The sequence below is a fragment of the Parafilimonas sp. genome (assembly GCF_051953455.1).
Classification (GTDB): Bacteria; Bacteroidota; Bacteroidia; order Chitinophagales; family Chitinophagaceae; genus Parafilimonas.
In genome coordinates this window covers 16,442-28,958 of sequence record NZ_JBQCIT010000009.1, presented here as the reverse complement: position 1 = coordinate 28,958, position 12,517 = coordinate 16,442, and the positions used below count along the sequence as shown (strand labels likewise).

The following is a 12,517-nucleotide window of genomic DNA, read 5'->3' as shown; positions in this document are numbered from 1 at the left end:
CAGCCCGGGGCTTTCAAATTTCTACAAGTTTGTCTTAAATTAATGCCATTAAACGCCAATTCTGGTTGTGGCATTTTAATTGAACGTATCTACCTTCGCTTTTTTAGCGCTATTAAATGACAAACTGACTTTGAAAGGAATATGAATAAATTTATGCTTAGTGATGAAGATGCAGATTTTTTGCCCATCATACCCATCAACGAAAATGACGACCAGGATAAAAACCTGGTAGTTCCAGATACGCTTCCGCTTTTACCCTTAAGAAATACAGTATTATTTCCGGGTGTTGTGCTGCCGATAACCGTGGGCCGGGATAAAAGTATCAAAGCCGTAAACGAAGCTTACAAGGGTGATAAGTTAATTGGTGTGCTTTCTCAGAAAGATGCCAACGTGGAAGAACCCGGACCGGAGGATATGTGTGAAATTGGCACCGTAGCTAAAATTGTGAAGCTGATAAAAATGCCCGATGGCGGCACTACTATTATTATCCAGGGAAAGAAGAGGTTCAGCGTAACCAGCATTATCCAAACCGAACCTTATTATACAGCCTCCATCCGGGTTTTAGCGGAAAACGAAGTTGCGCCTGAAGAAAATTTTGATGCCCACCTGGCATCTATTAAAGACCTTGCGGCACAGATAATACAGATTTCGCCCAATATGCCGGCGGAAGCAGCGATCATTTTAAAGAATATAGAAAGCCCGTCTTTTCTTATCAATTTTGTAAGCAGCAATTTAAACAGCGATGTTATTGAAAAACAAAACCTGCTTGAAATTGATGACCTCACACTTCGCGCAGAAAAGCTGATAGAATTGTTACATAAAGAACTGCAATTTGCAGAACTAAAAAATAAAGTAACCACTAAAACACGCACAGAGATTGATAAACAGCAACGCGAATATTTTTTACAGCAGCAGTTAAAAAGCATCAAAGATGAACTGGGCGGCGATACCAACGAACGGGAAATTGCCGAAATGAAGAAAAAAGCGGAGAATAAAAAGTGGAGTGACGCGGCAAGAGAAATGTTTAAAAGCAACATTGCCAAGCTGGAAAGAATGCATCCTACAACACCGGATTATTCTGTTATTTATAATCACCTCGACTTATTGCTTGACCTGCCATGGCAGGAATATACAAAAGATAATTACGACCTGAAACGTGCCGCCAAAGTGCTGGATGCAGACCATTATGGCATGAAGAAAATTAAAGAGCGCATTCTTGAATATATCGCCGTGCTTAAACTAAAAGGCGATATGAAAAGCCCGATACTTTGCTTTACCGGCGCACCAGGTATAGGCAAAACATCGCTGGGCAAAAGCATTGCGCATGCCATTGGCAGAAAGTATGTGCGGGTAAGTTTAGGTGGTTTGCATGATGAAAGTGAAATACGCGGCCACCGCAAAACTTATATTGGCGCTATGCCCGGCCGTATTATTCAAAACATCAGAAAGATAAAATCGTCCAATCCTTTAATGGTACTGGATGAAATTGATAAAGTTGGCGCTGATTTCCGCGGCGATCCATCTTCCGCTCTGCTGGAAGTTTTAGATCCTGAACAGAATAATACTTTTTATGATAACTATCTTGAACTGGAATACGATCTGAGCAAAGTCTTATTCATTGCCACCGCCAATAATGTTCAAAACATACAGCCGGCGTTACGCGATCGTTTGGAGATAATTGACCTGAGCGGTTATGCCATAGAAGAGAAGATCCAGATAGCCCAGCGCCATCTTGTGCCCAAGCAAAAGGAGGCGCATGGTTTAGGCAAATCCAAACTTAAAATAAGCGATAAGGTTTTACAAAAGGTTATAGAAAACTATACAAGGGAAAGCGGTGTGCGTGAATTAGACAGGCAACTGGCGGCCATTATGCGCAACAAGGCAAAAGAATTTTCATTGCGGGGCAGGGTTTCGCCCACCATCTCTTTAAATGATATTGAGAAGATTTTAGGCACGCAGAAATACAGCAATGAAATTTATAAAACAGCCAATATGCCGGGTGTGGCAGTGGGCCTTGCCTGGACATATGTGGGCGGCGATATTCTTTTTATTGAATCTATTTTAAGCGATGGCAAAGGCGAATTAAAGCTTACAGGTAATCTTGGTAATGTGATGAAGGAAAGCGCTGCAACAGCTTTTAGTTACCTGCAGGCCAACGCCAAAAAATATGGTATTGATGCAACTATTTTCAGCAAGAAAAACATTCATATACATGTGCCTGAAGGCGCGGTTCCGAAAGACGGCCCCAGTGCCGGCGTTACCATGTTAAGTTCACTTGCATCTGCATTTACAGGCCGTAAAATAAAACCGTATCTCGCCATGACAGGTGAGATTACCTTACGCGGCCAGGTGCTGCCTGTGGGGGGTATAAAAGAGAAAGTGCTTGCGGCAAAACGTGCAGGCCTGCGTGAAATTTTAATGTGCTATCTTAATGAAAAAGATGTAAAGGAAATTGACAGCAATTTTATAAAAGGCATCACGTTTCATTATGTGAAAAACATGCAGCAGGTGCTTGATATTGCATTGGTATGATGATGAGTTGCGGGTAAATGTCTTTTACTTAAGGTTTAATTTTTGAAATATACAATAATCAATATTCAATTTTCAGAGGTTTCATAATAGAACATTGTTTTGTTCTGCCCGACTGATTCGGGTGAGGCGGGGAACATTGAGTATTTTCTTAAATCACCGAAATTGAGTTGCGCATAGTGAATGGTGAGTAGCATAAAGCACATATCCGCTAATTAACATGCGCCTCAACCTGACAGGCTTGACACTGCCAGTTTTTTGCAAAAAATTTTTAATAAAAACTATATGAAAAAATTATATGCTAAACGTTCATTTGTTTTTTTAATTATGATCATATATTTTTTGGGTGCAGCAGCGCAAACAAATCCGGGCACTGTTAATAAAAAAAAGCAACCGGTTGTCCGCGATGGCCAACATGATTTTGATTTTGAAATTGGCACCTGGAAAACAGATCTTAAAGTTTTGCTTAACCCTCTAACCGATTCCGCCAAATGGGTAAGCTTTAAAGGCACAAGCGTGGTGCGGAAAATTTTAAATGGCAAAGCCAATGTTGTAGAACTTACAGTAAGCGGGCAAGCAGGCAGCATTGAGGGTCTTAGCCTGCGCTTGTACAATCCACATGCGCACCAATGGAGCCTTAATTTTTCTAATATACGCAGCGGCATATTAAGTACTGCTGCCATTGGCGAATTTATTAATGGCCGCGGAGAATTTTATAATCAGGAAACGATTAACAGCCGTGCTGTTTTGGTAAAGTTTATTATTTCACCGGTTAATTCAGATACCTGCCGTTTTGAGCAATCTTATTCTGACGACGGAGGTAAAACATGGGAAACAAACTGGATTGCTGTTGATACGCGTTTAAAAGAGTAAATAAAAACAGTTTATCAAAAATGTAAATGATTGCTAACTTATTTTTCTGATAATTTCAAACTTTTTGAATTTCAATTCTTCGTAAGGATAAACCTGATTTATAAACCGGTTTGTGAACTTTTATTTAAAAATAAATTTGTAAAAATATTGGTTTATGAGAGCAGCAAAATCTGTAAACAAAAAAAGAGAACGCAATGCCTGCACAACTAAATGTGCATTTATAAACTGATTATTTTAAATTTTACTTCAATGAAAATTTTACTTCAATATTTAAAACCATATAAATGGCTGGTTGCATTAGCGCTGTTGCTGGCAGCTATCAACCAAAGCTTCTCCATGCTCGATCCCTATTTCTTCGGGAAATTCTTTGATAAATTTCTTACGCATCCGTTCGATATAGGATACTTTGATGCGAAGAAAAACTTTATTAAAACCGCCACAAGAACCACCGATCAGTTTATATGGGGCGTAGTTGGCTTTCTCGGAATATTTATTGGCGTGGCAATGGTATCAAGAATTGCAAAAGCCTTCCAGGATTATTTTACCAATGTTATTGTTCAAAAATTCGGTGCAAAGATTTTTACAGATGGATTAAAACATTCCATGCTGCTGCCTTACCAGGATTTTGAAGACCAGCGCAGCGGCGAAACACTTTCCATCTTAACTAAAGTAAGGGCCGATACGGAAAAGTTTATTATCTCATTTATCAATGTTTTATTCGCAATAATTGTAGGCGTTATTTTCGTAAGCGTTTATGCTTTCAGTTTGCACTGGTCTATCATGCCCATTTATACACTTGGCATTGCTGCACTTGCATGGCTTACGAGTTTTTTAAGCAGGAAAATAAAACTCATACAAAAAAATATTGTTACAGAAACCAATGCGCTGGCTGGTTCCACTACAGAATCGCTGCGCAATATTGAACTGGTTAAAAGCCTTGGCTTAACCAACCAGGAAGTTGACCGGCTGAATAAAAACACTTATAAAATTCTTGGGCTTGAATTACGCAAAGTGAAAAGCATAAGAACGCTCAGTTTTATACAAGGCACTTTTGTAAATTTTTTGCGGCAGGTGATTATGTTTACGTTGGCCTGGCTTGTTTTCAGAGGGCAATTAACTGCTGGCCAGGTGATGACACTGACCTTTTACTCATTCTTCATCTTTGGCCCACTACAGGAAATTGGCAACATTATTATGGCTTACCGCGAAGCCGAAGCTTCACTGATGAATTTTGATAATGTAATGAAAAGGCCTGCCGAAAGAATGCCCGTTTCACCGGTGCATATTGGCAACCTTGAAAGATTGAGTTTTAAAGATGTTTCATTTAAACATCAAACAGCGCAGTACAAAGCGCTTGACCATATAAGTTTTAATGCAGAAAAGGGCGAAACTATTGCATTTGTTGGCCCTTCAGGTGCCGGTAAAAGCACCCTGGTAAAAATGCTGGTTGGCTTATATCACCCGCAAACCGGCAATGTGTTTTATAATGGTGTTGACAGTAATGATATAGCACTTGAAGATTTGAGAAAGCAAATTGGTTTCGTAACACAGGATACGCAATTGTTTGCGGGTACCATAAAAGAAAACCTTTTATTCGTAAACCCCGGTGCAGGCGATGAGGATTTACTGGATGCGCTTTACAAAGCCAGTTGCCAGAATTTACTGGAGCGGGCTGATAACGGCATTAATACCATAATTGGTGAAGGCGGATTAAAATTAAGTGGTGGCGAAAAACAAAGATTAAGCATTGCACGCTCTTTATTGCGCAAACCGCATTTGCTGATATTTGATGAGGCAACTTCTTCACTGGATTCAATAACAGAAGAAGAAATAACATCTACCATAAAACAGATATCGGAGATGAAAGAACAGGTAACTGTTTTAATTGCACACAGGCTAAGCACCATTATGCATGCCGACAGAATTTATGTGCTTGAAAAAGGCCGTATAGTTGAAACCGGCTCCCACTATGATTTGCTGGAAGAAAAAGGTTTATATTATGCCATGTGGCGCCAGCAGATCGGAGAAAGAAAATTTGCTGCTTCAAAACAGCCTGCCTAACTTGTGTTAGCATTTCATGAAAATAGTTGTTGAATAAAAAAATTTATACAATAATCAGACGATAATGAAGAGTAAAGATCTGCAGATGAAGTAATGCAACTTACCCGTGCTTAATCTTACTCACTTTATTGCATGGGTGGTAATGAGACAGGTGAAACTTACTATTCAAACAACTTTCAGAAATTCAAAAAATTCTTTACTAAAAACCATCGCGATAGGCATTAAGATTTTTGATTTGCAGCATTTTGCATTTATAATTTGTCTATCTTGGTGGGTAATTAAATTACCTGCATGACCGAACAATCTATTTTAACCGGCTGTTTAAATAATGACCCGGTTGCACAGCGGGAGTTGTATAACCGGTACAGCCCCAAAATGCTTTCGGTTTGTTATCGTTTCGCACAAAAACGGGAAGATGCTGAAGACATGCTGCAGGAAGGTTTTATAAGGGTGTTTACACAAATAAAGTCTTTCCGCAATTCAGGCTCTTTTGAAGGATGGATAAGAAGAATAATAGTTCATACCTGCATCAATTTTTTGAAAAAGCATAAGAAGTTCAATGAAAGCCTCGATCTTGCTTATGTTACAGATGTGCAGGTTAAAGAAGAAACTGTTCCTTCTTTAATGATGGTGCGCCAGGTGGTAGAATGTATAAGACTGTTGCCAATTGGTTACAGAACTGTTTTAAACCTTTATGCAATTGAGGGTTACAGCCATAAAGAAATTGCACAAATGCTGGATATAGAAGAAAGCACAAGCCGCAGCCAATGCACCAGGGCCAAAACAATGCTGGAAACAATTCTTATTAAAAAGAAGATTATTGAAAAGCCTGCTGAAGCTTATTCTCTAACCGCAGCTTTCAAGTAATACAGAACATTATAAAAGGAGCAATGCACGACTCTAACGATAGGGACGATTTTGAAGAATATCTTAAAAATCAGGTGAGCAGCCACAGGATGTATCCTTCTGACCGTGTTTGGCAAAACATACGCGGCAAAGTGCATACACCTAAAAAATGGCCTGCGCTTTCTGTTTTTACCGTACTGATAATTTCAGGGCTTGTATTAGGTACGCTTCTTAATAAACCTGCTCCTGATGTCATAACGCCAAACTTTGCATTTTCATTGCAAAGCCCGCAGGATGAAATAAGCAAAGCAAATGATCAGGCAAAAGATAACACTCAACTCGCCAACAACTATGCTGTAGATCAGCTTACTGCCCGCTCTATAAATACCGTTGCAGAAAAAATAAGGATTGATAATGCCATTGCTTTGCAATTGGCCGCAATTGAAGATCAGGTAAAAATAACGGGGAGCAATATTACAGTTGCCAACCCTCAACATACTAATACTTACTCAACGCCTGAAACTTCGGGAAGCGTAAAGCCTGTAATCATTGCTGAAAGAAACAGTATTGCAGTAAACGCCGGTGCAGCCGAAGCTTCGCCTTCATTTACATTCAGGAATATTGATAATTACTTTTTCAATGTTACTTCAAGGTTAAGAGGCATACTAAATTCAGAACCTTTGCATGCTTCCACAGGCGGTGCTGCATTCTTCCTGTCCGGCAAAAATGATTTTAATTACGATTATCTTGATTTAAGGGTTTTGCCGGAACATAAAGACCTGCTGCCTTCCTTAAAAGATCTTGGCAAAGGCTCATCAAAATTTGATTTCAGGTTTTACATAACACCTGCTGTAAGCTACCGCAGAATTAAAGAAAACAGGGAGCCCGTTAAGCAAAGTTCAAGCGCTTCTTTACAGTCTGATCTTCGCATTGATCCTTCGATTGCTATTAACCATAGCCCCGCTCTTGGTTATGAAACAGGGTTAGGCCTTGGTTATAAGCTGAATAATAAATTTACACTCACAGGAGGCTTTCAGTTTAATATAAGCCAGTATAAGATAAACGCATTCTCCTATAAAGATGAACCTGCGGCCGTTGTATTGGATGAAGGCGCATATTCCAGTACGGTTAATACGGTATCCAGCTTAAGAAGTGTATCAGGCACCAGGCCGCTTACTATTAAAAACCGTTATTTCCAATTATCAATGCCTGTAGGTATAGAATGGAATATTTTGAACCGCGGCAGGTTTAGCTGGGGCTTGGGAACTGCTGTTCAGCCAACCTATACTTTCGATAAACAACCGCTTATAATTTCTTCCAATTATAAAAATTATACTGACGGGTCTCCTTATGTGCGTAACTGGAATGTAAATGCCAACCTTGAAACATTTCTCGGCTATACTACCGGCAGTTACCGCTGGCAAATTGGACCTCAGTTGCGTTATCAAATGTTGCCTTCCCTTGTTGACAAATATCCTAACAAGGAATACCTGCTTAACTATGGTGTGAAGATTGGTGTTGTGAAACAACTTAAATAGTTACCTGCGATTTCCCCGTCAAAATTCTTAATATACTTAATTGCATTCAAGCCTTAACAATGCCTGTTGCATTATTCTTTATTGAGTGAATTACTTTTGCAAACTATGGATGCAAAAGCATTTCAGGCAATTTCATCGTCACTCCCCAACAAGCCGGGTATTTATAAATACTTCGGCAACGATAATGAATTACTGTATGTGGGGAAAGCAAAAAATATAAGAAAAAGGGTAAGCTCTTATTTCAATAAAACATTTACCAGTTATAAAACGCATGAACTTGTAAACCGTATTCATCGTATAGAATTTACAATTGTTCATTCCGAGCAGGATGCTTTTTTGCTGGAGAACTCACTGATAAAAGAATTTCAGCCAAGATTTAATATCAACTTAAAAGATGATAAATCTTACCCTTATATCATTATAAAAAAAGAACCTTTTCCCCGCATCTTTCTTACAAGAAAAAAGATAAACGATGGTTCTGAATATTTGGGGCCGTTTACTTCAGCAGGCAAGGTAAGAGAACTTATAAGCTTTATACGGCAATACATTCCGTTGCGTACCTGCAAGCTTAATCTTACCCAACAAAATATAGAAAGAAAAAAATTTAAAGTTTGCCTGGAGTATCATTTAGGCAATTGCAAAGGGCCTTGTGAGGGATTGCAATCGCAGGAAGATTATACCGAAAGCCTTATGCAGGTGCGCCAGTTACTTAAGGGAAATATGGCGCCTGTAATTTCAAAATACAAAACCATTATGAATGAATATTCGGCTAACCTTGATTTTGAAAAAGCCGAAATGATCCGTAAGAAAATTGACCATCTTGAAAAATACCAGGCACGCTCTGTTGTAGTAAGCAGGCATTTAACCAATGTGGATGTGTTCAGCATAGTTAAAGAAGCAGACGTTGCCTTTGTAAATTACCTGATGGTTCAGAACGGAACAATTATTCAAACACATACGGTAGAATTACAAACAAGGCTTGAAGAAACAGAAAGCGATATTTTGGTTTTTGCCATTGCCCAGTTAAGAGAAAACTTCAACAGTACAGCGGCTGAAATAGTGATTCCGTTTGCAATTGATTATCCTGAAGAAGATACGATTATAACAGTGCCTAAAGGTGGTGATAAACTTAAACTTATTGAACTGTCGCAAACAAATGTTCAATATTTCAGGCAGGAATTGAGAAGGCAAAAAACGTTGCACCTCGAACAAAGCAATGAAGCACAGCATAAAGTTTTGCTCGAGCTGCAGCAAGGCCTTGGCTTAAAAGAATTGCCTGCACACATTGAATGCTTTGATAATTCCAACTTCCAGGGAAGTTATCCTGTATCTGCAATGGTTTGTTTTAAAAACGGGTTGCCAAGTAAAAAAGATTACAGGCATTTTAATGTAAAAACAGTAACAGGCATTAATGACTTTGCAACCATGAAAGAGGTTGTTTTAAGAAGATATAAACGTTTGGTAAATGAAGAGCAGCCCTTACCGCAACTGGTTATTATTGATGGTGGCAAAGGACAGTTAAGCGCCGCTATGGAAAGCATTCACGAATTAAACCTTGAAGGAAAACTTACTGTAGTGGGACTTGCTAAAAATGAAGAAGAGATCTTTTTCCCCGGCGATACAGAATCTATAAAACTTTCATGGAATAGTGAAGGCCTTAATCTTATCAGAAGAATTCGTGATGAAGTGCACCGCTTTGGTATTACATTTCATCGCAACAAACGTTCAAAAGGAACCTTTAAAAATGAACTGGAAAACATTGAAGGCATCGGTGAAAAAACAGCAACATTGCTGCTACAGCAATTTAAATCAGTAAAGAAAATAAAAGAAGCATCGTTTGATGAATTGCAAAACGCCGTGGGCAAATCGAAAGCAGAAATTATTAAAGCTTATTTTAATTAAAGGGGGCCGGATGAAAATCCGGCCCCGGTTTAAAATCCAATATCCTATGAAAAACCGTTACAAATGTATGTAACAACTTTCTCTTTTATCAAATTTTTTTATAATAAGATTTAATTTATTTTATTAGTAACTCCAAAGCGATTGTTCGTAGTTAAATATTTTATCCTTAATTTTTTCGCCCTGCAATAACCTGAACAAAGTATTGTTTGGATATACAGCAGATAAAGGCAGGTTATAGGGATTATCAATAGTAGATTGAACAATATAACTGGTGAACAACCTGCTTTCAAACAATTCTTCCCATGTCATGCCTGCACTCATATTCTTAGCATTATACACGTTATACTTGGCAAGTATTGGCCTGAGATCGGGATAGTAAACCCACCAAACCGGCCTGTCACTGTTGGCAATTATATCACCGGTTGAAAGCTTGTAGGGGATTACAGGAGCAATTCCAATAATCCTTACATATAACTTACTGCTTTCTTTATCAAACACCCATTCTTCTTTCAGCCGGAATTTATAAATAGAATCGGGATCGGTTGCCTTTGCACGTACCTGGTAGCCTTTAACGTTACCATCATCATCATAAACTTTTACTGTATCAGAACCGCCGCCAAAAGCATTGATGGCATCATCTGCTGTAATGGGTGTTGTAAACCTGTCGTCATCTGCACTAAATGCAGTTACGGTACCATCTTTTATAGCTTTTAAAAGAATAGAAATAAAACGTTGGCTGCCATTATCTTCAACGCCTGCATACCGGAATGTCTGGTTCATTTTTTCCCTTGCATCAATTTCACGCCAAACCCTTACCACATAAACAGCATCATCTTCCCTTATATTCTCATAAGCAAGCGGTATTCTTTCCCGGATAAGGTTTTTCTCAAAAATGCCATCCGTACGCAAGGACATCTTGGTACTATCCATCAATCCGTTATTGGTGCTTTGTATAACCTCCATAGGTAATGTAGTGTCGATACCAACACCGGCATTGTTATCAGGATTGCCATAATTGGAGGGAGTTTGATTATTCCCGTTTATACTGGTATCCGGATCAGGATTATTCTGCTGATTCGTTTGCTGCTGCGGAGCACCATAATTATTCCTGCGTTGAACCGGCCTTTGTGCATCAGCATAATTAGCTGCACAAAGCGTAAACGCCAACAACAATATAACTGCAATACGCTTCATAATATCTTTATTAATATAAAATCTTTATTAATATAAATTAAACACAATAGGCGGCAATATTCTCGTTCCGCCCGGGCCTGCAGCGGCAATGTTATCAATCGTAACAGTTGATCCCGGCCTGCATTTCTCAATAAGATCTTGTATGGAAGAAAAACTTGCGCCCTTTACATCCCTGAACTGCAACTGCGGGAACCCGGCTCCGGTTAAAACAATTGTATATCCTGTAACATTAAATTTCACACCTTCAAATACAAAGTTTTCCAAATCTGCACGAACACCAGGTTGTGCTTTAAAATCATTTACGCGCATGCGTCCGCCCTTATTTATTCCTACCTTACCAACTGGGTCAGGCACATCTTTTACTTTAAATTCAAAGGTGCTGGCTTTCCCATCTGCATTAACGGTTACAACCGCAGGTGTGCCGGCCCGGCCGGGACGAACAACATATTTACCGGCGCCTGTTTTCGTCAAAGTGCCATTAGTCATGCTCACATGCACTTTTTCATCACCCACATTGCCACCACTTACGCTTATAGGATTCTCTAAGCCAACATAAAAAACTTTTACTGCATCTGCACTAACGCTGGCGCCTGTTGGAGAGCCAACCGTAATGGGTATATCATAAGCTGCCTGCTCCTGTTTGCCTGTGGCCTGGTTAAAATAAGAAATTACGACATGCTTTGTGTAAGAGCCTGCTCCACCTGCCGTAAATTTATATTCGGCAACACCATTTGCATTTAAAGGAGCAGTAACACCATCAATTGTTACAGTAGGTTTAGCATCTGCATTATAGGCGCCAATACCTGCCGTAAGCGTTATTTCCTGTCCGGGCATAGCATAACTTGAGCTTTGTCCAACCAGCGGCTGGTAGGTATTGAAAACCTGTTTTACAGCACCAACCTGCTGGTAAAAATAATCCACTATCATAGCTTCACTGTTCTTAACGTCATTCTCAAATTTGCTGAGAATGGTTCTGGCAGCAACCGCCGGTGTCATATAAAAATAAGAGGCAGACCAATCTTTCTGGTTGGCCTTATTGTTTGTTTTAAAGATAGTGGTATCAATAGGCAATGAGGCCTCAAATGTTTTCCTGGCATCGGGGTCTTTAATCATGCTCAATAAATCAGACCTTAATTTACCCAACTCAATATGCAATGAATCGCCAGCCTTTCCGGGATCCGTCATTACCCTTGTAGCTGCTTCCAAATCATCTTCTTTAAAAGTACTGTCTTCCGGGTTCCATTCTGCTGCCTGCAACACTCTTTCTTTCAGGCTCCTGATATAAGCTATAACGCCCTCTGAGCGGGTCTGAGCCTGCTTCGCCAGTGGTAGCCATTCTGCTGCGCGGTCTTTTGTACTTGCATCCTTTAAAGCTTCATTAAAGGCTGCAAATATGTTCCTGTTTTTTTGCTCTATTGTTGCACTTGCAGCCGTTAAGCTATGGTCAACTGTTTTAAAGGCATTCAAAATCTCAGCCGATACATTTAGCGCCAGCAATGCTGTGAGCACGATGTACATCAGGTTGATCATTTTTTGCCGTGGCTCTTTAGGTAATGCCATAAAAAATCAGTATC

8 protein-coding genes are annotated in these 12,517 nt (G+C 39.5%); 6 read left to right on the top strand and 2 right to left on the bottom strand.

Annotation, left to right across the window (positions count from 1 at the left end; translation table 11 throughout):
* Positions 1–141: 141 nt before the first annotated feature.
* From lon to uvrC, 6 genes are all read left to right on the top strand, one after another.
* Positions 142–2,532, top strand: coding sequence for an endopeptidase La (gene lon, locus ACTHN6_RS03115; protein WP_440434251.1), 2,391 nt, complete (start codon positions 142–144; stop codon positions 2,530–2,532).
* 282 nt (positions 2,533–2,814) lie between these two features.
* On the top strand, positions 2,815–3,402 hold the full coding sequence (locus tag ACTHN6_RS03110) for a hypothetical protein (RefSeq protein ID WP_440434250.1): 588 nt from the start codon (positions 2,815–2,817) through the stop codon (positions 3,400–3,402).
* A gap of 249 nt (positions 3,403–3,651) precedes the next feature.
* Complete coding sequence (locus ACTHN6_RS03105) at positions 3,652–5,463, top strand: ABC transporter ATP-binding protein (RefSeq protein ID WP_440434249.1); 1,812 nt, start codon at positions 3,652–3,654, stop codon at positions 5,461–5,463.
* 291 nt (positions 5,464–5,754) lie between these two features.
* The gene (locus tag ACTHN6_RS03100; protein ID WP_440434248.1) at positions 5,755–6,330 is read left to right on the top strand and encodes an RNA polymerase sigma factor; all 576 of its coding nucleotides are present in this window, start codon (positions 5,755–5,757) and stop codon (positions 6,328–6,330) included.
* Positions 6,331–6,353: 23 nt separating this feature from the next.
* Positions 6,354–7,847: a hypothetical protein gene (locus ACTHN6_RS03095; RefSeq protein WP_440434247.1), complete on the top strand. Its 1,494-nt coding sequence runs from the start codon at positions 6,354–6,356 to the stop codon at positions 7,845–7,847.
* A gap of 105 nt (positions 7,848–7,952) precedes the next feature.
* Positions 7,953–9,749: an excinuclease ABC subunit UvrC gene (gene uvrC, locus ACTHN6_RS03090; protein ID WP_440434246.1), complete on the top strand. Its 1,797-nt coding sequence runs from the start codon at positions 7,953–7,955 to the stop codon at positions 9,747–9,749.
* 123 nt (positions 9,750–9,872) lie between these two features.
* On the opposite strand, the gene gldN is transcribed toward uvrC, so the two are convergent.
* Both gldN and gldM read right to left on the bottom strand, forming a co-directional pair.
* Positions 9,873–10,943 (bottom strand): type IX secretion system protein PorN/GldN, encoded by a 1,071-nt coding sequence (gldN, locus tag ACTHN6_RS03085; RefSeq protein WP_440434245.1) that lies wholly within the window; start codon positions 10,941–10,943, stop codon positions 9,873–9,875.
* 27 nt (positions 10,944–10,970) lie between these two features.
* Complete coding sequence (gldM, locus tag ACTHN6_RS03080) at positions 10,971–12,503, bottom strand: type IX secretion system protein PorM/GldM (RefSeq protein WP_440434244.1); 1,533 nt, start codon at positions 12,501–12,503, stop codon at positions 10,971–10,973.
* Between the last annotated feature and the right edge of the window lie 14 nt (positions 12,504–12,517).

Coding starts and splice junctions, on each gene's coding strand:
- ACTHN6_RS03105 (WP_440434249.1), top strand. CDS start 3,652: ATGAAAATTTTACTTCAATATTTAAAACCATATAAATGGCTGGTTGCA.
- gldN (WP_440434245.1), bottom strand. CDS start 10,943: ATGAAGCGTATTGCAGTTATATTGTTGTTGGCGTTTACGCTTTGTGCA.
- ACTHN6_RS03110 (WP_440434250.1), top strand. CDS start 2,815: ATGAAAAAATTATATGCTAAACGTTCATTTGTTTTTTTAATTATGATC.
- uvrC (WP_440434246.1), top strand. CDS start 7,953: ATGGATGCAAAAGCATTTCAGGCAATTTCATCGTCACTCCCCAACAAG.
- ACTHN6_RS03100 (WP_440434248.1), top strand. CDS start 5,755: ATGACCGAACAATCTATTTTAACCGGCTGTTTAAATAATGACCCGGTT.
- ACTHN6_RS03095 (WP_440434247.1), top strand. CDS start 6,354: ATGCACGACTCTAACGATAGGGACGATTTTGAAGAATATCTTAAAAAT.
- gldM (WP_440434244.1), bottom strand. CDS start 12,503: ATGGCATTACCTAAAGAGCCACGGCAAAAAATGATCAACCTGATGTAC.
- lon (WP_440434251.1), top strand. CDS start 142: ATGAATAAATTTATGCTTAGTGATGAAGATGCAGATTTTTTGCCCATC.